We start from the raw sequence: 23,807 nt of genomic DNA on the forward strand, positions 1-23,807 counted from the left end.
TAGATTTCAAGGCTGACAGTTTTATCGCTCACGCAGGCTTTCGCTGGTGTGCTGTATCAATGGTGAGAGAAAATACTCAATCACGCGCCGTTTTCCGGTTTTAATTTCCACTGAGACCGCCATGCCTGGGCTGAGGTTGACCCAGGTATCTTCCACCAAAATGTTGAATTTACTCATTTTTACGCGTGTGCTGTAGATCAAGCCGCGTTTCTCGTCGTTGATGGCATCATGTGAAACCGAGGTGACTTTGGCGTGTATGGTGCCGTATTTGGTGTATTGAAACGTCTCTATCTTTACCTCGGCGTCCTGCTTGGCTTTAACAAAGCCTATGTCCTTGTTTTCAATAAAAGCTTCCACTTCCAGCGGGTGTTCCTTCGGCACAATCACCATCAATGCCTGCGCCGGGGTGACCACGCCCCCCACGGTATGCATGGCGAGCTGTTGCACCGTGCCATCCACGGGGGAAGTAAGCTGCATCAGCTTGCTGCGGGTGGCCGCTTTGAGTAATTCCTGCTCCAGTGCTGCGCGTCTTTGCTGAGCTTCGGTCAGGCTGTCCATGGCAATTCGGCGTGTTTCTGCGGTTAAAGCCAGGCGTTGGCTATGTGATTCCCGCAGGCCTGCTTCAATCTCCTGCACCCGGCTCAGCAAGGCAGCGAGGTCGGCTTCTTGCTCTATGCGCAGTTTTTCCTGATCCAGATAACCATGTTTAGAGACAAAGTGTTTGTCTACCAAGGTGTTGAAGTCCTTGGCGCGTTGCCGTGCCAAGGGCACGGTTTGTTCCAGCTTGTGCACCAGTTCCCTGGTGGAGCGCAATTCAGCTTCTTTGCGCGCTACCTCGGCATGCAGGCGGTCAAGCTTGGTTTGGTATTCCTGGATTTGCCCATGCAGCAAGCGCTCGGCTTCGAGAAATTGCATAGCGCTCACCTGTGGCGGCCGCGTGAGCGTTGAAGGGTGGGCCTGGTCTATCGCATCCAGCAGGGCCTGGGCGCGTGCGCTTTGCAGCCTGGCAACCGCAAGGTCACCCTGTATGCGGTCTTGGTCGGCCTGGGCGCTGGTAGCGTCAAGCTCTATGAGGGTTTGTCCGGCCTTGACCTGCTGACCATCGCTGACCAAGATGCGTTTGACGGTAACTACCAGTCTGGCGATGCTGATTACCTTGAGCATCTTCAGTTCCAGTAGTGCCTTTATCTGTATAACTTGTTGAGATGCTCTGGACCCCGGCTTGGGTCATGGTCAGCAGTTCACCCTCATCGGTGATACCGTTGCTATTGGTGTCTTTCCACACGCGTAGAGAAGTAAAGGCGGTATCTGCAGCATTGATCAGACCATCATAATTGCTATCCAAATCGACCAGCGCAGTGAAACCATTCTCAGCCAATTGCCCATTGGCAAGCAAAGTATTATTACCGAACAGCTCACGGCCACTATCAATCTTGCCGTTGCCATTAATATCTCTGACTAGCAGGCCATCATCAGTGGCAACCCAACCGCTAAGCTCTGAAAAGCCATTATTGTCGTGGTCGAAATGAATATTTCCAAGTGAGTCAGCGATGGTTTCTACACCATCTCCATCAAGGTCTATAATTAGAGGTGAAGCAGTAGCCTTAGCTTTCCTTACTTCTTCTTCAATGCTTTGGATAATTTTGTCTAAACTTTCAGTGGACCCTGTGCCATTCGAGACAATATCATCAATAAGCTCATCAATGCTTTGGAAGGGTGTTTCGTAATTTGAAAATTGTTTTATATAAGAAGAAATTTTTGTTCCATTCTGATCTTTAACATCGTTATTTCCATTAGATTGCAAATATTTTTTAAGACCTACGTGTCCTACCAAGTGCGCTGCTGCCAATAGAGAAGATGCTGTTATCTTAACCCCATTTATTGTAGTGCCAATATAGTTGTTAGATTTATCATGTTTTATGTATTCCCATTGCTTTTTCATATAAGCATTTATTGCGGTGGTTTGAGCATAGGTATTCGATAAAAAATCATCTTTACTATTTACGTTGTTCTTGCCAGTCCATGTTCCTGTCCAATCATTCTTTAATGTTCCGTCACCTAAGTAGTAACCAGCATCTTGAAGTGCTGCCTCTCCCATTTGGTAGTAACCTAAATATCCTATTGAATTTACGACATTCCATGTCCCAGATGATTCTTTATGAGCCAAATCGTTCAAAAAACTATTGTAATCTTTCAGAATTATCATAAATAGATCCTTTAAGAATTAAACGCTCAACGGCTTGTCTAAACTTGAAATATTTTTTTGTACATTCAGAAGTATTGGTTAGCCATTTTGCTTTTCTTCTTTCCATAATGATTCCAGTTATTTTTTCTTTATTTGGGTTATAAATAATTTCTATTTGATTTTCTTCACACTCATGAGGCTTGCACGAGAATATATAATAATTTTTTTCATTATCTATAATTAATGGCTCTATAGTGCTGCCAGGGCCATTCAAGGTATATAGCCACAAAACATTTTTTTTTATCATGTATCATGGAGTGATAAATTTTTCTAAATTTTTTATTTTTTTTCTAATAGTTCCCAGGGCCTGATGTGGGATAACTTTTGTTTACTTGTTTCATTATCTATTACTTCACACATGCTATTTTCTGGATTTTTAGAAAAGCAAAATACAGGTATTGTGATCAATACAATAAATATAAATATATTATTTATAGTCATTGTTTTCCTTATGATTAAAGTTAACTGATGGAAGTAATACAATAAAAAAGTGGAAAAATTAATAGCTTAAATTTGAATATTTTTACATAAAATCTGTCATTCATATTTTTACTTTTATATAAGTGCCTTTTACGTAGCTAGATTTAATGAACAATATTTGTAAATAATAAATAAAGCGATAATATCTCTTATATAGACATGTCATTAATATCATGAATATTTACTTGTAAGTTTGTCTAATAAATATACTATTATTTTACTAAATGTAATATATTTTTATGCTTAGAGCTAAAAATAATTTTATTTTCTAAGTCGATTCTCTTTGTGATTTTTATGGGCACTAACGCTGTGCTCGTTTTTCCCTGAAAAATTGATTAGATGAAGGAGCGTTTTGAGGCTCAATGGATAGTAAGAAGTCTGGAGTATGTGATTCCATTGACTATGATGATGGGTGTAGTAAAGGTTTTCGCTGGAAGTAAACGGGCTGCTGCAAAAGACAAGATTAATTGGGGGGGGATGTCAGTTAACCCTGCAATGCGTTGCTGGGGTGACTGTTTAATTGAATACAACAGCCACCTCTGCTCTTATGTTAGCTAGGTAATGACTGGTTATGATCGCGAAAGCTGGAAAATATAAGGAGCTTATCTATATTCCCAGGAGTCAAGATGCTGCTTTCCGAAGGCAGTAAAACCAATACCAAAGCACCACAGTCTTTTTAGCTCCACTAACGAGCCTCAATGAATTGATAACTACGTCTCCGCTGTGACCTGGCCTGCCGTAAGCAATAGGAATGTGGTCTATACACTCTCCCTCCACAGTTCTGTAAGGCTGCCATGACTAAAGGATGAGGTTTGGATAATGTCAGCCCAGGTGTTTCTGGAGTTGCCTTCTAGTTCATGAGGTGTTGGCTCAAGGTGGAGAGCGCATTATTTTTCACAGCTAGTCCGTTTTGAACTCAATCTTGAATTGATGCTGTGCTAAAGCGCGTAGATACACGCCAGTTATTCATGACTTGTTAGTGTGGGAGGAGAGGCGATAGTGAGGGGGTGTACAAATAAAAAACCCCTTGCAAGCTGATGCGCTGCAAGGGGGTGGTTTTTAAGGCCGTTAAGCCGCTTTAGGTTTAGCGCTTAAAGCACAGCCAATGCTGCATTGTAGTTAGGCTCTTCTGCAATCTCGGAAACCAGCTCGCTATGCAGCACTTTGTTGTTTTCATCCAGCACAATCACAGCGCGGGCGGTCAGGCCTGCCAGGCTGCTGTCGGTGATTTGCACGCCGTAGTCCTTGGAGAATTTGGCGGTGTCACGGAAGGTAGAGAGGGTAACTACGCTTTCCAGGCCTTCAGCGCCGCAGAAGCGGCTTTGGGCAAATGGCAGGTCAGCGAGATGCACAGCACTACGGTGTTGTTAAGGCCGCTGGCTTGTTTGTTAAAGGTGCGTACAGAGGTGGCGCAAGTTGGGGTGTCTACGCTGGGGAAGATGTTCAGTACTTTGCGCTTGCCAGCAAAGTCGTTCAGGCCTACCAGGTTGCGCTTGGCATCGGCCAGTTGAAAATCAGGCGCGGTGCTGCCTTTTTGCGGCAGTTGGCCGCCGATTTGTACAGGGGTGCCTTTGAGTGTGACTGTTGCCATGGTGTTTTCCTTTAATCGAGGGAGATGGTTGGTTGAAGGGCTGATTTACAAGGCTTCGCTGAGGTAGCCTATGGTCATGGTTTGGTTGTGCAGTACGCTGTCCGTGGTGTTGGGGCGCGGACAGAATTCGCCGTAGGAATAAAATCCGGTGAGGGTGGTTTGGCCACCTAGTATCTGCTGTACAGCATGGATTTCATCGGCAATTTGTTCTGCCATCACCAGCTTGCGGCCCACACAGCTGACGCATAGCGCCAAGCCTGCCTGGCTGGTGCTGATGGCATCCAGGTTGCCTGTGACTAGTCTGGCGGCTCCGCCAGCACCATCCACCAGTCTGTCATGGGTGGTCTGGCACAGGCGTACGGTTTCGCCTTCTTCCACATTGCCAGCAAAGGTCAGGCTGTTGTTGGCGGCATCGATGGCCAGCAGGGTGCGGACTTTTTCTACCTCGCGCTTGCCATCTTCAATGATAGCAAAAGGGAAGCGCAAGCCAGAGCCGGGCAGGCTCTTGGCGTTTTGTTCACCTATATACATGCGGTAGAGCGGCAGGGCAGGTTTGCCATCCATTTCGTAGACAACGTTTTTTTCTGAGCGCGTGATTTTGCGTGGGGGGCCGTAAGGTTTCCAGCCACCCAGGGCACCGCTGGCGGTGATGAGTTTGTCACCATACAGGCCAATGGCAATCACCAGGCCTTCGGCCACGGTGTCGTTAAGCAGTTGCAGGGTTTTGACAAACTCGGCGCTGTCGCCCGCCATACCGCCAACAATGGGGATGTCTCCCAGTACGCTCTGAAAGCCTTGTAGTAGCTCCGAGCCATTGATATGCAGACCATCGGAAAACAGCAAGACGGTGCGCAGGCTATCGCTTTTTAGTTGTCTGGCCAGGTTGGCGGCGGTTTCTGCCGAGCTTTGCATGTTGCTGGCGCGCGCATGCACAATGCGTTGCATGGTTTTTTCCCAGCCTATGGCGGTAATCTGCAGGCTGTCATCGCTCACGCCCTGCGGGCCTATCTCGCCCGAGGTGGTGCAGCCGACAATTTGGGCTGCGGGGTAGCGTTCTTTGAGTTGTGCCGGGAGTTTGGCATCACTGAAACGGCGGACGGAGCCAAATACCAGCACCAGGCTGGCATTGGGCAGCGGGGAGGCTGCTGGCAGGTCCTTGATGCTCATCTTCGCCGTGAGGGCTTCTTGTCTGACTTGCATGATCTCCATTCCCTGTTGTACGCATTATGATGACAAGTTGTGAATGACAATTTGTGCGTACTGGTGCGGTTTTATTATTTTATTCTTGCTGGCAGTTTAACTGCTGGCGCTGGGCGTAAGCGGCTTATTTAACCTCTTTGTCTGCAGATTGACAACCCGCATTTTGTTTCCAGTATTGCGCCGTTTTGAAGTCTATAGATAGAATGTCATCAAAACCTGGTGCCAGCCACCGCATAAAACAAGGCCGTACTCAAGCCAACAACACAGGGGATTTAGGGTGGGGGAAGCCGATCTATCTGGTGTGAAAGTGATGGTGATCGACGATAGCAACACCATACGCAGGAGCGCGGAGATTTTTCTCAGGCAGTCCGGCTGTACGGTGTTTCTGGCGGAGGATGGCTTTGATGCGCTATCCAAGATTACCAGTCATCTGCCCGATGTCATCTTCGTTGACATCATGATGCCGCGCCTGGACGGTTACCAGACCTGTACCCTGATCAAGCGCAATCCCCGTTTCAACACCACCCCCGTCATCATGCTTTCCAGCAAGGATGGCCTGTTTGACCGCGCGCGCGGCCGTATGGCCGGATCAGACCAATATCTCACCAAACCCTTTAACCAGAGCGAGTTGCTGGATGCCGTGCGGCTGTATGCCAGGCCATCGGGTAACGCAGGCTCAACGGAACAGCCCACATGACAATCAAACGTATCCTGGTGGTCGATGATTCGGCCACTGACCGCTTGTACATCAGTGAAATGCTGCAAAAAGCCGGGTTCGAAATCAGCACCGCAGAAGATGGCCAGGACTGCCTGGATAAGTTGGCGCAAGTGCAGCCCGATCTGGTGGTGATGGATGTGGTGATGCCCAGGCTAAATGGTTTTCAGGCCACCCGTGCGCTATCCAAAAATCCAGATACCGCCCACATCCCCGTCATTATGTGCACAGGCAAGGAACAAGCCGCTGACAGGCTCTGGGCCTTGCGCCAGGGGGCCAAGGACTGTGTCATCAAGCCCGTGGTAGCTGAAGAGTTGCTGGAAAAAATTGCGGGCTTGAGCTGAGATGGCAAAGTCCAGGCTGGATTTACAGTCCTATCAGCAAGGCATACTTGATCGCCTCAAGCATGTGGCTAGCGATCCCGAAGCGGGCAGTTCTTGGCTGGGAGTGTTTGCCGGAGGCGAGCGCTATTTGTTTTCTCTGCGCGATATCAGCGAAGTATTGCCTGTGCCCACTTTATTAACCGTGCCTTTGACCCAGCCCTGGTTTATGGGGCTGGCCAATGTACGCGGCAAGTTGTTTGCCGTGACTGACCTGGCACGTTTTCTCGGCGCGCGCCGCCAGCCTGTGCAAGTAACTGCTGAAAGCCGCGTTCTGCTGGTGCACAACGATTTTGAGATCAACGCCGGTTTTTTGGTGGATGGCTTGGCGGGTTTGCGTAATCCAGGTGATCTCAAGCCACTGGAAATGGTGGCAGATGCAAGCACCTGTGCCATTGCCGCCTATGAAGACGGGCAACACCATAAATGGGAGGCGCTGGAGATGGCGCTGCTATTGCAAAAAAAAGAATTCATGCAAGTTGCCGCCTAAGCACTGATATTAGGTAAGCAGACATGATGCCGACGAGACAAAAGGGGTAGAGATCAATGGCTTTGGAGTTATCTAGGTTTAAGCAGCTTTTCAGCGGTTTGCGTCGTAAGCGCAGTGCAACATCTGAAACTGAGCAAGGCGGCCGATTGCTTCTGGTGGGCGTGCTGCTGGCCTTTGCCCTGGCCTTGTTGGGCTTGTTGTTGAACCAGTGGCAACTAAGCCGGGACAGCCAATTTGCGGCCCATAGTGCCGGGCTGCAAGTTGCCAGCCAGCAAGTGGCACGTGATGCTGCGCTGAGGCAAGGCCTGGATCAAGCCGCCGATGGCAGACTGAAAACACATCTGGCAAGCGCTGATACCGCCATCAATCAACTACAAGCATTGCAAGATTCGGCCATTCTCCACAGTGAGGCGGCAAGCCAGCGCCTGGCGGAATTGCAGCAAGCCTGGGCCACCTTGAAGCAGCAGGTCAATGCTGGCCCCGGCCCTGGTCTGGCCTCTAGCAGTGATACCGTGGTGCTGAAATCCCAGCAAAGCTGGCAAGCTTATCAGGCACAAGGCATGACCGGGTGGTGGCTGGCATTGTCTGTGCTGGCTGGGCTAACCGCATTGGCCTTGCTGGTATTCATGGGCTACCGCCAAGTGAGGGGTGCGCGTAGCCGCTTTGAGGAGATTGAAAGCACCAACCTGAGTAACCAGGAAGCCATTCTGAATTTGCTGGATGAAATGGGTGACCTTGCGGATGGTGACCTGACGGTGAAAGCCGAGGTGGCCGAGAATATTACCGGGGCCATCGCCGATTCCATCAACTACACCATAGACAGCCTGCGTGACCTGGTCGCTGAAATTAACCGTGCGACTGAGCAAGTAAATCAAGCCACTGCCCAGGCGCAGAATACTTCCGATTCACTCCTCAGCGCTGCCGAACTGCAATCGCAGCAGATCACTGAAACCAGTGAAGCGGTGAATCACATGACGCAATCCATGTTATTGGTGTCGAGTAACGCGGAAGAAGCTTCTGCGGTGGCGCGACGTTCGCTTGAGGTAACCACCCAGGGCTCGCAAGCGGTGCAAAACACCATAGCGGGTATGAACGAAATCCGCACGCAGATTCAAGAAACATCCAAACGTATCAAGCGTTTGGGCGAGAGTTCTCAAGAAATTAGTGAGATTGTAGATTTGATCTCTGACATTACTGAACAAACCAATATTCTGGCGTTGAATGCGGCAATCCAGGCGGCTTCTGCGGGTGAGGCCGGGCGCGGATTTACCGTGGTGGCAGAAGAAGTTCAGCGCTTGGCGGAGCGATCTTCTGAAGCGACCAAGCAGATCAGTGCCATTGTGAAAACCATTCAGACCGATACCAATGGCGCGGTTTCCGCGATGGAGAAAAGCACCGAGGGTGTGGTGGAAGGGGCGCGCTTGTCCGATGCCGCGGGTCAGGCCTTGGGGGAAATTGAGAATGTGACCAATAACCTGGCGCGCCTGATTGAAGGTATTTCGAGTGCAACCGAGGCACAAACCCAGGCTGCTACCACGGTGGGTCTCAACATGCAGCAGATTCAGAACATTACCTCGCAAACCTCTGAAGGAACTAAAGAAACCGCCAACTCGATTGGTCAGCTCACCAGCCTTGCGGAAGAACTACGCGGTTCTGTCGCTGGTTTCAAGTTGAGTTAGGGAAAAGCCCGCAGTGGAAGATTTTGATATTGGCCCCTTGAGTTGGGTCAAGGATGAAATAGACCAGGCACTGGCCCAGGTGCTGGAGCAATTGGCCGTGCTTGCCGCCAACCCTGCGGATGCATCTCCCTTGCGCTTTGCCAAGACCCATCTCTATCAGGTCAATGGCGCCTTGGACATGGTGGGCTTGGAAGGATGTAAGCGGTATTGCACTGAAATTGAGACCGTGGTGGCCAAGCTGGCACAAGCGGAAATTACCGTCACCCTGGAAGCCATAGAGACGCTGAAGCAGGCGATTCATCACCTGCGGCAATATCTGCAAGACCTGATCAATGGCGAGCCAGACCGCCCCTTACGACTTTCTGCCCAGTTACGCAAGATTGCCGCTTTGCAAGGGCAGGTGCTGGAAGATTCCGAACTATTCTTCCCGGATTGCAGTGTGCGACTGCCACGTGATATTGCCATCGATAGCCTGGAAGAAGACGCCTGGCAGACGGTGCTGAATGAGCAGCGGCAGAAATGGCAAAAAGCATTGCTAGGTTGGCTCAAGGGTGGCGGCCAGCAAACCCTGGATGAAATGGCGCTGGCGCTGGAGCGCGTGCAGCAAGTGCAAGCGCAACTGGCACCCAAAACATTGTGGTGGGTGGCCACCGCATTCATAGACACACTGGCGCAAGCCAGCGAGGCCAATGATGCTGGCGTCAAGCGCCTGTGTAGACGCATAGATCAAGAGTTACGCAGTGCCAGCCAGCTTGACGTTCGCATCAATCAGCCCTTGCTGCGCGATCTTTTATACTTTATTGCCATCAGCAGCCAGGATACCCCTCGCATCGTGGCCGTGCGTCTCGCGTTCGGCCTGGATTGCCTGCTACCGAAGTCGGCCAGTCGGGTGCCGGCACTGGATGAGCATGAATACATACGCCAATGTCAGGTGGCGCTGGAGGCACTCAAGGATATCTGGCAGCGTGCTGACAGCGGTGAGGATGTGTTTGCAGCCTTCCTCAATCGCTTTGGCGGCATAGTGGATACCTATCCCGCGCTGAGCAATGTTGCAGTCACCGCCTTGTTTGCCGCAGTGCACAAGGCAGTAACAGCCTTGCAGGAGCAGGGCAGCGATGCGCAACACAACGACAATGCCATGCTGGCAGTGGCCGCTGCACTGACGCTGTTGAGTGACGCATTGCAGCACTATGGCAAGCAAGATACTGAAGACTTGCTGGCACTGGATCGTCAGCGAGCATTATTGCAAGCCCTGGGGCGTGGAGAGGCGCTCCCCGCTAGCACGGATGGTGGGCAAGCTGCACAGCGCGTGCTGGCGCGCGAAACCGCCGTGACCCTGCAAGGCCTGGAGCAATCACTGGATGCCTATTTCCGCCAGCCAGATCAGTCTAACTTATTAACAGATACCGCCACCCCCTTGGCGCAGGTACTAGCTGCGCTTGATCTTCTGGACTTGACTAGCCTGAAGCCTCTGGTGTTGGCTGCAGGGCAGCTGATACAGGCTTTGCGCGAGAGCAGCCTGACGCCATCGCAAGCGATATTTGAAGCACTGGCCGATGGCCTGAGTGTGGTAGGCATTTATATAGAGCAATATCCGCACGCACGTCAGGGCAGCCTGGTGCTTGAAGATGCCTTATCGCGCCTGCAAGCATTTGGCCCACAAGAGATTGATGCACCGCCAGCAGAGCAGGCTGCACCAGTCTCTACCGTTGGCGGGCAACATGCCCAAGGCCATGCCTTGCCCGATGATGAGTTGCTAGGCATTTATCTGGAAGAAGCTGAAGAAGTGCTGGCCAGTATCGCCCAGCAATTACAGGCTTTACGTGTCAATGCGACCAATCAGCAGGCCTTGACTGAAGTGCGCCGGGCTTTCCACACCCTCAAGGGCAGTGGCCGTACGGTGGGGCTGATGGATTTGGGCGAGGTGGCTGCCATTGTTGAAGCTCTGCTCAACGTGGTGCTGGAGCGCAAATTAAACCCCAGCCCTGAATTGCTGGCCTATCTTGGAGACGCAGCGGCAGCCTTTGCCGCCTGGGTGGGCGCGCTACGTGAAGCACAATCCATAGATGTGCAAACAGCCGATTGGGCAGCACGGGCAACGGCGCTGGAAGGTCAGTTGCAGCAGGTCAACGCCCAGGCAGCGCTGGCAGAAGAAGTGCTGATAGGCGGCACGCGCAAGATCAGCCGTGCGCTTTATGAAATTTTCCTGCAAGAAGCCAGGCAGCATCTGGACCAATTGCAGGATTGGCTGCAATTGCTGCTCAACCAGGACGAGCCTATCTTCAAACCGGATGAAGATACCCTGCGTGCTGCGCATACCCTGGCCAGCAATGCTGGGGCCACAGGGTTCAAGTCCTTATCCGAGCTGGCGCGGGCGCTGGAAAACTGGCTGGATGTGCATCAGGGCAATTGGACTGAACAATCCAGCACCTTGCTGCAAAACACCCTGGATGCGCTGGAGAAAATGCTGGCCCATGCCGCAGAGCGCAGACAATCGCGCACCTCAACTGCCTTGCTGCGTGCCCTGAAAAAAGCCAGCGATGATGCGGGCATCCCTGTCATTGATGCCGAAACTGGCAGCAATGTTGTCAGCCTGGCACCGCGCATGGCCAAGGCGGAAGATGCGGTTGCCAGCCTGCTGGAGGCCGAAGCTGAAGTCAGCGAGCAACTAGAGAGTGAAGCCCAGGCTGCAGCGCAAATTCAGGAAGACTTGGAAGATAGTGCCATTTCTGAGCCGCCCCCATTTGTTCCAGTTGTGGGTGCTGAGCGCGATGTTGTGGTATTGCCACCCACTTTGTCGCCCGCGTTAACCCAGGTGGATCAGGAGCTGTTTGCCCTGTTCATCGAGGAAGCCAACGACCTCATGCCCATTATAGGCAGCGAGTTGCGCGCCTGGCATAGTCAGCCGCAAGAGGTTGAGCACCCCGATATTCTGCAACGCGCCTTGCACACTCTTAAAGGCAGTGCGCGCATGGCCGGGCAGGGCTTACTGGGTGACGCAGTGCATGGCATGGAAGACCATGTGATGCGCGCGCTGAAACATGTGCCGCAGGCCAATGATTTTGCCGATATGTTTGCCGATCTGGACCATATAGGCTTGTTGCTGGAAGACGCGCTGGGGGATAGACACAACCTCACGCATCAGCGTGATCTGGAAACTGGACGCCAGCTCAATCTGCAACGGCCTGCACGTGAGCGGCGCACGCAGTATCTGCGTATGCGTGCCGATGTGCTGGACAGGCTGATCAATGAAGCAGGTGAGGTCAGTATTGCCCGCTCGCGTCTGGAGCGGGAGTTGCAGGAATTCAAGCAGTCCTCGCAGGACTTGACCGAAAGCGTGCAGCGTTTGCGTGCTTATCTGCGCGAGTTGGAAATTGAGGCCGAGAGCCAGTTGCAATCCCGCATGACCTTGCTGCAAGAATCGAACGAAACCTTTGACCCGCTTGAGTTTGACCGCTATACGCGCTTGCAGGAGCTGACCCGCATGATGGCGGAAAGCGTCAATGACGTTTCCACCATTCAGCATGGCTTGTTGCGCAATCTGGATGAAAGTGACGCCGCTTTGCAGCAGCAGAACCGCATGAATCGCGAGCTGCAATACGGGCTGATGAATGCGCGTCGCGTGCCATTCTCTGTGTTATCTGAGCGTTTGCATCGCATTGTGCGTCAGACCGCACGTGAAGTGGGCAAGCAGGTTGAACTGGTGTTGGATGGCGCGGATACCGAGATTGACCGCAGTGTGCTGGACCGCATGGCGGCATCGCTTGAGCACTTGCTGCGTAATGCCGTGGCCCACGGCGTTGAACTGCCGGAAACAAGACGCGATGCAGGCAAAGCGCCACTCGGGCGGATAACGCTCAAGCTACGGCAGGAAAATGATGAAATTCTGCTCACCATCAGCGACGATGGCGCTGGGGTGAATTTAGAGCAGGTACGCGAACGTGCGCTGGCGTCACATCTGCTGCAAGCAGAGCAAGAGATCAGCAGTCAGACCTTGCTGGCACTGATTTTTGAACCAGGTTTTACCACGGCCACCCAGCTGTCACAAATCTCCGGGCGCGGTGTGGGGCTTGATGTAGTGCGCAGCGATATCACCGCCTTGGGCGGACGTATTGATGTCAGCAGCAGTCCGGGCACAGGGGCCATCTTTAGCATCTTCCTGCCATTGACGCTGTCTGTTGCCCAGGCGGTGCTGGTGCGCTATGGCCAGCAGCAATATGCCTTGCCCGCCGTGATGGTGGAGCAGGTTATCAAACTCAAGCCAGAAGCGCTGTCGCTGGCGCATCAGCAAGCACAAGTGGATTGGTCTGGCCGTGAGTATCCCTTGTATACCCTGGGACGCTTGTGTGGAGATGCCAGCACTGTTGCCGAAGCCCAGCGTTACACCCCTGTGCTGCTGCTGCGCAGTGGCCAATATCGCCTGGCCTTGCATGTGGATGACATTCTGGGTAACCAGGAAGTGGTCATGAAGCAGATTGGCCCGCAGCTGGCGCGAGTGCCCGGCATGATAGGCGCAACCGTACTGGGCGATGGTGCCATTGTGCTGATGATTAACCCCTTGCAGCTTGCCAATCGTGAAGCCTTGGCGGCGGGTAGCCTGAATGCAGCGGTGGTGGCTGATCCAGTGAGTCAGCCTCTGGCTAGCAGTAAAGTGCGGCCCTTGGCGCTGCTGGTAGATGATTCACTGACCATGCGCAAAGTGCTGAGCCGCTTCCTGGAGCGTGAAGGCTTTGATGTGATGGTGGCCAAGGATGGCATGGAGGCGATACAAGCCATGCAGCAAGCCGTGCCTGCCGTGATACTCAGCGATATCGAAATGCCACGCATGGATGGCTTTGAACTGGCCAGACATATACGCGACGACGCGCGCACGCGCGCAGTGCCTTTGATTTTTGTCAGCTCACGTACCGCAGAAAAGCATAGAACCCTGGCACATAGCCTGGGCGTCAATGCCTTCTTCGGCAAACCCGTGCATGAAGAAGAATTGGCCGCCAAGCTTAAGGCCTTATTGCACTAGCATAAGGCGTTGATTCAGCTGTTTTTGGCCCGTTCAAGCGCCCAGTTTTGCACTGAGGCCAGGCGGGGGCAGGGGCAAGTTCATGCCATCAAGACGGCTTGAATCAGGTAAAATCCCATCCAGTTATGAACTCTCCTGCATTCATCCATCTTCGCTGTCACAGCGAGTATTCCGTGGTTGATGGCACCGTGCGCATAGGCGATTACGTCAAGCATGCCGCGGCTGACCAGATGCCAGCCTTGGCCCTGACCGATCTCAGCAATCTCTTCGGTGCGGTCAAGTTCTATAAATCCGCCCGTGGCAAGGGGCTGAAGCCCCTGATAGGTTGCGATATCTGGCTGGAAAACGAGGCCAAGCGCGATCAGCCGCACCGCGTGCTGCTGCTGTGCCAGACCCATGACGGCTATCTGCGCCTTTGCGCCTTGCTGAGCCGCGCTTTTCTACAAAACCAGTATAGAGGCCGCGCCGAGATCAAGCGCGAGTGGCTGCTGGAGGATGGTTGCGCTGGCCTGATCATGTTATCTGGCGCGATGGCGGGCGATGTCGGTCAGGCGCTGTTGCAAGGCAATGCCGCACAGGCAAAACAGCTTGCCAGCCAGTGGGCGGAGTTATTCCCACAACGTTTCTACATTGAGCTGCAACGTGTGGGCCATGCCCAGCAGGAAAGCTATATTGCCCGTGCCCTGGCCCTGGCGAGTGAGCTGGAACTGCCAGTGGTGGCCACGCACCCGGTGCAGTTCATGACCGAAGATGATTTCAAGGCACATGAGGCCCGGGTCTGTATTGCCGAAGGTTATGTGCTGGCAGATAACCGCAGGCCCAAGCTGTTCACGCAAGAGCAATATTGCAAGACCCAGGCACAGATGAGTGCCTTGTTTGCCGATATTCCTGAAGCGCTGGCCAACAGCGTGGAAATCGCCAAGCGTTGCAACGTCACGCTGACCCTGGGCAAGAATTATCTGCCGCAATTCCCCACACCCAATGGCGAAAGTCTGGATGAGTATCTGATTGCCCAGGCCAAGCATGGGCTGGAGCAGCGCCTGCTGGTGCTGTTCCCGGATGAAGCCAAACGTGATGCCAAGCGCGATGAATATATGAAGCGCCTGGAGTTTGAGACCAGCATCATTATCCAGATGGGCTTCCCTGGCTATTTCCTTATCGTGGCCGACTTTATCAACTGGGCCAAGAATAACGGCGTACCCGTAGGGCCGGGCCGGGGTTCCGGTGCGGGTTCGGTGGTGGCGTATAGCCTGGGGATTACTGACCTAGACCCCTTGCGCTATGCCTTGCTGTTTGAGCGTTTCCTGAATCCAGACCGGGTTTCCATGCCCGACTTCGATATTGACTTCTGCCAGGAAGGCCGTGATCGCGTTATTGATTACGTCAAGCGCAAATACGGCCTGGATGCGGTGTCGCAAATTGCCACCTTCGGTACCATGGCCGCCAAGGCCGTGATTCGAGATGTGGGCCGGGTATTGGATTTGCCATTCAACTTTGTTGATAGCGTAGCCAAGCTGATTCCCAATGAACTGGGCATCAGCTTAAGCGATGCGCTGGAAAAAGAGCCGCAGCTCAAGGAGCGCCGCGAGCAGGAAGAAGAAGTGGGCGAGCTCTTGGAGCTGGCGCTACGCCTCGAAGGCTTGACCCGAAACATTGGTATGCACGCCGGGGGGGTATTAATTTCACCCGGCAAGATTTCTGACTTTTCCCCCATCTATTGCCAGCCCGGTGGCGAAAGCGTGGTCAGTCAGTACGATAAGGACGATGTCGAGGCCGTAGGTCTGGTCAAGTTCGACTTCTTGGGTTTGCGTACCCTGACCATCCTGGATATGGCCCTGGAAAACGCCAATAAGCAGCGTGCGGAGAAAGGCCAGCCACCGCTGGATTTCGAGACCCTGCCCATAGATGACAAGGCCAGCTATCAGCTGCTGAAATCGGCCAATACCACTGCCGTGTTCCAGCTGGAATCGCGCGGCATGAAAGACATGCTGAAGCAGGCCAAGCCTGACTGCTTCGAAGACATTATTGCCCTAGTGGCGCTGTACCGCCCCGGTCCTATGGATCTGATTCCCGATTTCTGCCGCCGCAAACATGGTTTGCAGCGCGTGGAGTACCCGCATCCGGCCACTGAATCTATCCTCAAGGAGACCTACGGCATTATGGTCTACCAAGAGCAGGTAATGCAGATTGCGCAGGTGGTGGCGGGTTACAGCCTGGGTGGCGCTGACTTGCTGCGCCGCGCCATGGGTAAGAAGAAAAAAGAGGAAATGGACGCCCAGCGTGCCGTTTTCGTCGAAGGCGCGGTCAAGAACGGTACACCGGAAAAGCAGGCGGCCGAACTGTTTGACCTGATGGAAAAGTTTGCCAGCTACGGTTTCAATAAATCGCACGCGGCAGCTTATGCTCTGGTGGCTTACCACACGGCTTATCTCAAGGCGCATTATCCTGCGGCTTTCCTTGCGGCCACCATCTCGGCCGATATGAACAACACGGACAACGTGCATTTGTTCTATGACGATTGCATTGCCAATGGTCTGGAAGTACTGCCGCCGGATATCAATCGCAGTGAATTCCGCTTCAAGCCGCTTAATGATAAACAGATGCTCTACGGCCTGGGTGCCATCAAGGGCACGGGCTGGGCAGCGATTGAGCTGATACTCGCTGCACGCAATGAAGGTGGTCCATTCAAGGACTTATTCGACTTTTGCCATAGGTTGGATCTACGCAAGGTTAATCGCCGCGTGATCGAATCGCTGATCCGGGCCGGAGCCTTTGACAAGCTGGAGCCTAATCGCGCTGCCGTGCTGGCTGGTGTCAGTCTGGCCATCAGTGCCGCTGAACAAAGTGGCGCGGCTACCGGGCAGGACAGCCTGTTTGGCTCTGTCATAGATAGCGCCATTCATGTGTTGCCTGAAACCCAGCCCTGGCCAGACAAGCAACGCCTGCTGGAAGAAAAAGTGGCGCTGGGATTTTATTTCAGCGGCCATCCTTACTCTGCCTACCAAAAGGAAGTAAACACCTTTGTGCGCAGCAGCCTGGCCAATCTTAAGCCCAGCGATCAATCCCAGCTGATGGCGGGTGTGGTCATGGGCATACGCGTGCGCATGACCGGGCGCGGCAAGATGGCGATTGTGACACTGGATGACTTGTCCGCGCGCGTGGATATTGTTGTCGGTGGCGAGTTGCTCAATGAAAGCGGTGCACTGCTGAAAGAAGACCAGTTGCTTATCGTTGAGGGCAGGGTCAGCAATGACGACTTTTCTGGCGGCTTGCGCGTCAATGCCCGTCGCCTTAGTGATATTGCCAGTGCGCGCAGCGCCTATGCCAATCTGTTAAAGATTTCCTGCAATGGCCAGGCCGATGCGGTCAAGCTGCGTGAACTGCTCAAGCCTTACTGCAAGGCAGGCTCACCTGCTGCAGGCCGGGGTTGTGCGGTCAAGGTGGAATACCATAATCAGGACGCCAGGGTAGAGTTGATGCTGGGCGAAGACTGGCGCGTGGAGCTGCATGATGAATTATTGCATGGCTTGCGCGGCTGGCTCAGCGATGAAAACGTGAAAATCCTTTATAATTGAGCCCCTCACATGAACGTCAAAGCCCAAAACGTGAAAACCAGTTTCCTTGAGTTTGAGCAACCGATTGCTGAACTCGAAGCCAAGATAGAAGAGCTACGCTACGTGCAGGATGATTCCGCCCTCGATATTTCCGAGGAAATCGAGCGTCTGCAACAAAAGAACAAAACCCTGACCAAGGATATCTACGCCAAGCTCACCGCCTGGCAGATTTCCCAGGTAGCGCGTCATCCGCAACGCCCTTACACCCTGGATTACATCCGTGGCATATTCACCGATTTTGAAGAATTGCATGGTGACCGTGCGTTCTCTGATGACCCGGCGATTGTAGGTGGCATGGCCAGATTTGAAGGCCAGCCAGTCATGGTGATTGGCCATCAAAAGGGTAGGGACGTCAAAGAGCGTCAGTATCGCAATTTTGGTATGCCGCGCCCCGAAGGCTATCGCAAGGCCTTGCGCCTGTATCGCCTGGCCGAGAAATTCAACCTGCCTATCATCACGCTGATTGATACCCCAGGGGCTTACCCAGGCATTGGCGCAGAAGAGCGCGGCCAGTCCGAAGCGATTGCGCGTAATCTTTATGTCATGACCGAGCTAAAGGTGCCGATTATTGGCGTCATCATAGGCGAGGGTGGTTCCGGCGGTGCGCTGGCGCTGGGTGTGGTAGATCATCTTATGATGCTGCAATACTCCACTTACTCGGTGATTTCGCCAGAAGGCTGTGCCTCCATTTTGTGGAAGAGCGCAGACAAGGCCTCTGAAGCTGCAGAAACCCTGGGCATCACCGCTGCCCGCCTCAAGACTTTGGGCCTGGTGGATCGCATTGTGCCTGAGCCTATGGGGGGTGCTCACCGTGCGCCTGAGGACATGATGCAGAACCTGCGTCGTGCCATTGCCGATGAGCTATCCCGTCTACAGGTGAAATCTGTAGATAACTTGCTGGAAGTGCGTCATGAACGTCTCATGAGCTATGGCAAGTTCAAGGAAGTGCCAGTCAAATAAGCTTTATGCTGCAACAGGGCTGGCCAAATGGCTGGCCCTGTTGCTTTACAGCACTTGTTTTTATCTCTGCGTGCTGCCCAGCCAGTGCGCTTATCAATATGCTGCCCAGGCAGACTCTAACCGCCAAGAATTTCATCCATGTTGACCCAGCGCCTGCAACAATTTCTCAATAGCCGCATCCAGCCCGGGCAAAAAGTGTTGTTGGCCTTGAGCGGGGGGCTGGATTCACGCGTATTGCTGCAATTGCTGGCGCAGGCACAAGGTGATGCACAACTCGATATTCAACTCAGTGCGCTCTACATCAATCATGGCTTAAGCCCGAATGCGGATGCCTGGGCGGCATTTTGTGCCGCCGAGTGTGAGGCGCTGGGCGTGGCATTCACAAGCCAGCAGGTAGAGGTAGACCGTGATTCTGGCCTAGGAGTGGAGGCCAGTGCGCGTCAGGCGCGTTATGCCGCCTTGCTGGCCACCGATGCTGATCACATACTCTTGGCCCATCATCAGGACGATCAGGCTGAAACTTTGCTGCTGCAACTTATACGTGGCTCGGGTAGCAAAGGCTTGGCCGCCATGGCGAGTGCAGATCAGCAGCGCCGTTTACTGCGGCCCTTGCTGGAAACCAGCCGCAGCGAGCTGGAAGCCTATGCGCAGCAACAAGGCCTGAAGTGGGTGGAAGACGAGAGCAATGGCGATACCCATTACGACCGTAATTTCTGCCGTCATCAAGTGCTACCTTTGCTGGAGCAGCGCTTTCCTGCGGTGAAGCGTAATCTGGCGCGCTCGGCCAGCCACCTGGCGGAATCTGCTGAGCTGCTGGATGAACTGGCGCAGCTGGATGCTGCGCCTCTGCTGGATCAAGGTCGCTTGCACCTGCCACCTCTGGCCCTGTTAAGTGAAGCGCGTGCGCGCAATGTGCTGCGTTGGTGGTTGGCGAGTTTTGGTTTGCATATGCCAGGCACGCGTAGGTTGCAGGAAATGCGCAAACAGTTACTAGAGGCGGTGGCCACCGCAACGGTCAAGGTCCTGGTGCAGCAGGATGTGTTTTTAAGGCGCTTTCAGGACTATGCCTACCTGAGCCTCGAGCCATCTTTACCGCAAGCGCCGTGGCTGAATGCAGCGCCCAGTTTGCATGAAATGGCATTTTTGAGTGAATCGTTGATGCTTGCCCCGCAGACTGAGCTGCATTGGCAGGGAGAAACCGAGTGGGATTTACCTGCCAATGGCCGCTTGCTGCTACAGCAAGTAGAGGCGAGGGCTTGAGCCTGGCCCAACTTGATCATCAGCCGCTGCTGCTGCGTTATCGTAGCGGCGGTGAGCGCATGAAGCCGGATGCCAAGCGACCTACCCGCACGCTCAAGCAATTAACGCATGAGCATCAAGTGCCGCCCTGGTTGCGCGAACGTCTGCCTTTGCTTTACCTGGGCGAAACGCTGGCCATTATTCCGGGTTTGGGTGTGGCCAGCCATTTGCAGGCAGGCCCGGGCGAGGCAGGATTGGTGATCAGCTGGCAGCCTGCCAGCCTCAAATCAGCCTAAATTCAAGAACAGGCATTTGCGTGTTTAGCAGGTTCAATTGACCTTGCCACTCTTGGCCGTACCCCCCTTGAGCATAGGGCTTAAGCCTTTCCAGACATTATCCAGTATCTTGCCTTGCGCATTGGCCTTGGGGTGCAAGCCATCATCCTGAGTGAACTCGGCTTGACCCGCCACGCCATCCAGGAAAAATGCCACCAGCGGCAATTGCTGCTCCTGAGCAATTTCCGTAAAGCTCAAGCTGAACTCTCGCGCGTATTTGGGGCCATAGTTCGGGGGGATCATCATGCCCAGCAGCAGTACGCGCGCACCGGATTTTTTGCTGGCTTGAATCATGTTGAGCAGGTTGCTGCGCATCTGCGCAATCGGCAGGCCACGCAAACCATCATTGGCACCTAGTTCCAGTATCACGATATCAGGCTTATGCTGATTCAACGCCGCTGGAAATCGGCTCCAGCCACCTGCGGTGGTTTCACCGCTGATGCTGGCATTGATGACCTGGTGAGGTTGATTTTGTGATGTTAAGCGGCTTTCCAGCAGTGCAACCCAGCCCTGCTCGCGCGGAATGCCGTATGCGGCAGATAAGCTATCGCCGTAGACCAGGATAGTGGCGGCCTGGGCACTGGCCGAACTCAGGCTAAGTTGCAGAATCCCCATAATGCATAACAGGACAAGGCGGAATTTCATAGATGCAGACACCTTTGGCAGTAGAAGCGGTTGAGTTGGGTAAATATATAGAAAATGGTCTGGGCACGCACGAAGGCAGGCTAGATATTCTGCGTGATCTTAATCTGCAGGTCAGCAGCGGTGAACGCATCGCCATCATAGGCAGCTCAGGCTCGGGCAAATCCACCCTGCTGGCCTTGCTCGCGGGTTTGGACAGCCCCAGTGCCGGAAAAGTGCGCATCAGTGGTACAGAAATCAGCAGCCTGGATGAAGATGGTAGGGCAGCACTGCGTGGACGCAGCATGGGCTTTGTCTTTCAGTCTTTCCAGTTGATGCCCGCTTTAACCGCGCTGGAGAATGTCATGCTGCCTTTGCAGCTGGCAGGGCGTAAAGATGCCAAAGAGCGCGCCTTGAGCGCTCTTGAGCGCGTGGGCCTAGGTCAACGCCTGGGGCATTACCCCCGGCAAATGTCAGGCGGCGAGCAGCAGCGGGTTGCGATAGCGCGCGCTTTCGCGCCGCAGCCTGCCATTCTGTTTGCCGATGAACCCACAGGCAATCTGGATGAGCACACAGGCGAACGGATAGTGGAGTTGCTGTTTGGCCTTAACGCGAGGCAGGCACTACCCTGGTGCTGGTCACACATGATATGACGTTGGCACGTCGCTGCCAGCGGGTATTGCGTCTGCATGAAGGTCAGCTACAGCAAGAGGAGCCATCAGCATGATGGCTTTGAACATCGCCTGGCGTCAGCTACGCAGCCAGTGGGCAGCGGGCGAGGTCAGGGTGCTGGTATTGGCACTGGTACTGGCAGTGGCGGCAACCACCTCGGTAGGTTTTTTCACCGGGCGCCTAGAGTCTGCGCTGGTGCGCCAGGGCGGTATGCTGCTAGGCGGTGATGTGATGGTGGGTGCGGCGCATGCCCTACCTGAAGCTTATGCCGATGAGGCACGCGCCAGGCAGTTGCAGGTCACGCGCACCATGGAGTTTCCCAGCATGGTCATGCATGGCGAGCTTAGCCATCTGGCAGAAATCAAGGCCGTAGCGTCTGGCTTTCCGCTGCGCGGTGAGCTGACCATTTTGCCGCGCAAGGTAGACGCTGCTGCCATGCTCAGCGGCGGTGAGGCTGCACGCGGTGTGCCTGAGCCGGGTACGGTCTGGATAGAGCCGCGTCTGGCGACCGACTTGGGCGTGAATGTCGGTGATCAGCTGGAAGTGGGCGAGAGTCATCTGCGCATTGCAGCCATTTTGCAGCGCGAGCCTTCGCGTGGTGGCAATATGTTCAATATTGCCCCACGCTTGATGATGAATAGCGCCGATGTGGCAGCCAGCGGCCTGGTGCAGTTTGGCAGCCGTGTGCGCCATCAGTTGCTGTTGGCTGGAGATGGGGTTGAGGATTATGCCGCCTGGCTTAAACCCCAGCTGGCGCGCGGCGAGAGCGTGCAGGATGTGGCCGATGCCAGGCCGGAAATGCGTAGCGCGCTGGAAAAAGCCCAGCAGTTCCTGGGGCTGGCCGCGATGGTGAGTGTGATTCTGGCCATGGTGGCCATGTTTCTGGCTAGCCAACCTTATGTACAGAAAAGCCTGGATAGCTATGCGCTGATGCGCTGCTTTGGCGCTTCCAGGCGTTTTATCTTCAATATCCTCATCTCGCAAACACTCTTAATCGCCGCGTTGGGCAGTGGCTTGGGCGTGTTGATAGGCTTTGCTGCACAGGCCGGGTTGGCGGTGCTGGCAGGCAAGCTATTGCTGGAAACCTTGCCTGCGCCTGGCATCATGCCCGCCGTGGGCGGGCTGGTGTCTGGCTTTGCCACCATGCTGGCCGTGGTGTGGCCACATTTATCACGCTTACAAGCGGTACCTGCCTTACGCATTTTGCGCCGTGACCTGGGCAGCCAGTATCAGGCGCAGTGGCAGCATTTTTTGCCTGCCTTGCTGGTCCTGGCGGGATTGGTGACATGGCAGGCTGGCAATATCAAGCTTGCAGGCATAGTGCTGCTGGCACTGGCGGCACTCTTGCTGATTGTGGCATTGCTGGCCTGGGGTGGCATGCGCTTGCTGTTGCGCTTGCCGCAAGGGGTGACCGGAGCATGGCTGCTGGGCTTGGCCGCCCTCAAGCGAAGAACTGGCCTGGTGGTGGCGCAGGTGCTGGGCTTTAGCCTGGGGCTGCTGGCCTTGATTCTGCTGGCCATTGTGCGCGGCGACTTGCTACAAAGCTGGCAGTCATCATTGCCTGCAGATGCACCTAATCGCTTTATCATCAATATCCAGCCTGAGCAGGTGGACGCGGTGCAGCAATTCTTCAGCAAGGCGGGCCTGGCCAAGGTAGAGGTGTTTCCCATGGTGCGTGGTCGCTTGGTTGAAATCAATCAGCAGCCGCTTAATCCCGAGAAATTTGAGGATGACAGAGTGCGCCGTCTGGCCGAGCGTGAGTTCAATCTGTCCTGGGCTGCTGAGATGCAGCAGGACAATGAGTTGCTGGCGGGTCATTGGTGGCAAGCGAATGATCATGGCAAGCCTTGGATATCTCTAGAGCAGGGCATTGCCAAGGATATGGGTATCAAGCTGGGTGACCAGCTGGTCTACGATGTAGCGGGCCAGCGTATTGCATTAGAGGTCAGCAGTTTGCGCAAAGTAGAGTGGGATACCATGCGGGCCAATTTCTTTGCCGTGACTCCGCCTGGGGTGCTGGAAAACTTTCCGGCCAGTTTTATCACCAGCTTCCATTTGGCAGAAGGCGATACCAGGGTGCTGAATGAATTGGTGAAGCAATTCCCCAATCTCACCATCATTGATATCGCCGCCGTGCTGGAGCAGGTGCGCGACATCATGAGCAAAATGAGCCATGCATTGGAATATGTGTTTGCCTTCAGCCTACTCACCGGGCTTGCGGTGCTATATGCCGCCCTGGTGGCTACCAGGGAAGAACGCGTGCAAGAGGCTACTTTGTTACGCGTGCTGGGTGCTTCCAGGCGGCAGGTGGTGTCATCCTTACTGGTGGAGTTTTCTATCATAGGCGTACTGGCAGCTACGGTGGCCACATTGGGGGCAGCAGCCATTGCCTATTACCTGAGTCTGGAAGTCTTCCATATTCCCTATATCTTCAATGCCCAGGGCGCTTTGTTGGTCATCCTGCTCTCCAGCCTGTTGGTGCCTCTGGCGGCTTGGCTGGTCATGCGCAAGTTCTTGAATTTACCCCCGCGGCAATTGCTGCAGAGTATTTGATGTTTGGCTATTAATA

General features: G+C 53.9%; 15 protein-coding genes and 2 pseudogenes. 11 read left to right on the forward strand and 6 right to left on the reverse strand.

Annotated elements, in window-relative coordinates; genetic code table 11:
• Window positions 1-21: 21 nt before the first annotated feature.
• From JCM2850_RS12050 to JCM2850_RS12065, 5 genes and pseudogenes are all read right to left on the reverse strand, one after another.
• On the reverse strand, window positions 22-1,164 hold the full coding sequence (locus JCM2850_RS12050) for an HlyD family type I secretion periplasmic adaptor subunit (RefSeq protein WP_081775062.1): 1,143 nt from the start codon (window positions 1,162-1,164) through the stop codon (window positions 22-24).
• Window positions 1,061-2,176 (reverse strand): SPM autocatalytic domain-containing protein, encoded by a 1,116-nt coding sequence (locus JCM2850_RS20580; RefSeq protein ID WP_159105167.1) that lies wholly within the window; start codon window positions 2,174-2,176, stop codon window positions 1,061-1,063. The genes JCM2850_RS12050 and JCM2850_RS20580 overlap by 104 nt, the downstream gene beginning before the upstream one ends.
• 4 nt (window positions 2,177-2,180) lie before the next feature.
• Window positions 2,181-2,459, reverse strand: a complete 279-nt coding sequence (locus JCM2850_RS21100) for an Ivy family c-type lysozyme inhibitor (protein WP_159105168.1) — start codon at window positions 2,457-2,459, stop codon at window positions 2,181-2,183.
• A gap of 1,357 nt (window positions 2,460-3,816) precedes the next feature.
• Window positions 3,817-4,316 (reverse strand): annotated as a pseudogene (tpx, locus tag JCM2850_RS19025) (thiol peroxidase).
• 45 nt (window positions 4,317-4,361) lie between these two features.
• The gene (locus JCM2850_RS12065; RefSeq protein WP_025872113.1) at window positions 4,362-5,516 is read right to left on the reverse strand and encodes an FIST signal transduction protein; all 1,155 of its coding nucleotides are present in this window, start codon (window positions 5,514-5,516) and stop codon (window positions 4,362-4,364) included.
• Window positions 5,517-5,826: 310 nt separating this feature from the next.
• Between JCM2850_RS12065 and JCM2850_RS12070 the strand changes: the two genes are divergently transcribed.
• The 9 genes from JCM2850_RS12070 to tilS (JCM2850_RS19040) all read left to right on the forward strand — a co-directional run bounded on the left by JCM2850_RS12070 (window position 5,827) and on the right by tilS (JCM2850_RS19040) (window position 19,906).
• A complete protein-coding gene (locus tag JCM2850_RS12070) occupies window positions 5,827-6,213 on the forward strand; it encodes a response regulator (protein WP_051525409.1) in 387 nt (128 codons plus the stop codon).
• A complete protein-coding gene (locus JCM2850_RS12075) occupies window positions 6,210-6,575 on the forward strand; it encodes a response regulator (protein WP_025872117.1) in 366 nt (121 codons plus the stop codon). The genes JCM2850_RS12070 and JCM2850_RS12075 overlap by 4 nt, the downstream gene beginning before the upstream one ends.
• A 1-nt stretch (window position 6,576) precedes the next feature.
• A complete protein-coding gene (locus JCM2850_RS12080) occupies window positions 6,577-7,101 on the forward strand; it encodes a chemotaxis protein CheW (RefSeq protein ID WP_025872118.1) in 525 nt (174 codons plus the stop codon).
• A 56-nt stretch (window positions 7,102-7,157) separates the two neighbouring features.
• Window positions 7,158-8,780 carry a methyl-accepting chemotaxis protein gene (locus tag JCM2850_RS12085; RefSeq protein ID WP_025872121.1) on the forward strand — a complete coding sequence of 541 codons (1,623 nt, stop codon included), beginning with the start codon at window positions 7,158-7,160 and terminating at the stop codon, window positions 8,778-8,780.
• Window positions 8,781-8,793: 13 nt separating this feature from the next.
• Window positions 8,794-13,797 carry a hybrid sensor histidine kinase/response regulator gene (locus tag JCM2850_RS19030; protein ID WP_036266113.1) on the forward strand — a complete coding sequence of 1,668 codons (5,004 nt, stop codon included), beginning with the start codon at window positions 8,794-8,796 and terminating at the stop codon, window positions 13,795-13,797.
• Between the two features lie 125 nt (window positions 13,798-13,922).
• Window positions 13,923-17,372: a DNA polymerase III subunit alpha gene (gene dnaE, locus JCM2850_RS12095; protein WP_025872122.1), complete on the forward strand. Its 3,450-nt coding sequence runs from the start codon at window positions 13,923-13,925 to the stop codon at window positions 17,370-17,372.
• A 9-nt stretch (window positions 17,373-17,381) separates the two neighbouring features.
• A complete protein-coding gene (locus tag JCM2850_RS12100; RefSeq protein WP_036266115.1) occupies window positions 17,382-18,371 on the forward strand; it encodes an acetyl-CoA carboxylase carboxyltransferase subunit alpha in 990 nt (329 codons plus the stop codon).
• Window positions 18,372-18,509: 138 nt separating this feature from the next.
• Window positions 18,510-19,631 carry a tRNA lysidine(34) synthetase TilS gene (gene tilS, locus JCM2850_RS19035; RefSeq protein ID WP_051525403.1) on the forward strand — a complete coding sequence of 374 codons (1,122 nt, stop codon included), beginning with the start codon at window positions 18,510-18,512 and terminating at the stop codon, window positions 19,629-19,631.
• Complete coding sequence (tilS, locus tag JCM2850_RS19040) at window positions 19,628-19,906, forward strand: tRNA lysidine(34) synthetase TilS (RefSeq protein ID WP_036266117.1); 279 nt, start codon at window positions 19,628-19,630, stop codon at window positions 19,904-19,906. The genes tilS (JCM2850_RS19035) and tilS (JCM2850_RS19040) overlap by 4 nt, the downstream gene beginning before the upstream one ends.
• Window positions 19,907-19,939: 33 nt before the next feature.
• Here the strand turns inward: tilS (JCM2850_RS19040) and JCM2850_RS12110 are convergent, their stop codons facing one another.
• Window positions 19,940-20,590 carry an arylesterase gene (locus tag JCM2850_RS12110; protein ID WP_025872125.1) on the reverse strand — a complete coding sequence of 217 codons (651 nt, stop codon included), beginning with the start codon at window positions 20,588-20,590 and terminating at the stop codon, window positions 19,940-19,942.
• Window positions 20,591-20,592: 2 nt separating this feature from the next.
• Between JCM2850_RS12110 and JCM2850_RS19045 the strand changes: the two are divergent.
• Together JCM2850_RS19045 and JCM2850_RS12120 are read left to right on the forward strand one after the other, a co-directional pair.
• Window positions 20,593-21,293: pseudogene (locus JCM2850_RS19045) on the forward strand (ABC transporter ATP-binding protein).
• Entirely contained in the window at window positions 21,290-23,791 is a 2,502-nt protein-coding gene (locus tag JCM2850_RS12120) for an ABC transporter permease (RefSeq protein ID WP_025872127.1), read from the forward strand. Before JCM2850_RS19045 ends, JCM2850_RS12120 begins: the two are co-directional and overlap by 4 nt.
• Window positions 23,792-23,807 lie beyond the last annotated feature (16 nt).

The organism is Methylobacillus glycogenes JCM 2850 (genome assembly GCF_000617925.1).
In the GTDB taxonomy this organism is placed as follows: Bacteria; Pseudomonadota; Gammaproteobacteria; order Burkholderiales; family Methylophilaceae; genus Methylobacillus; species Methylobacillus glycogenes.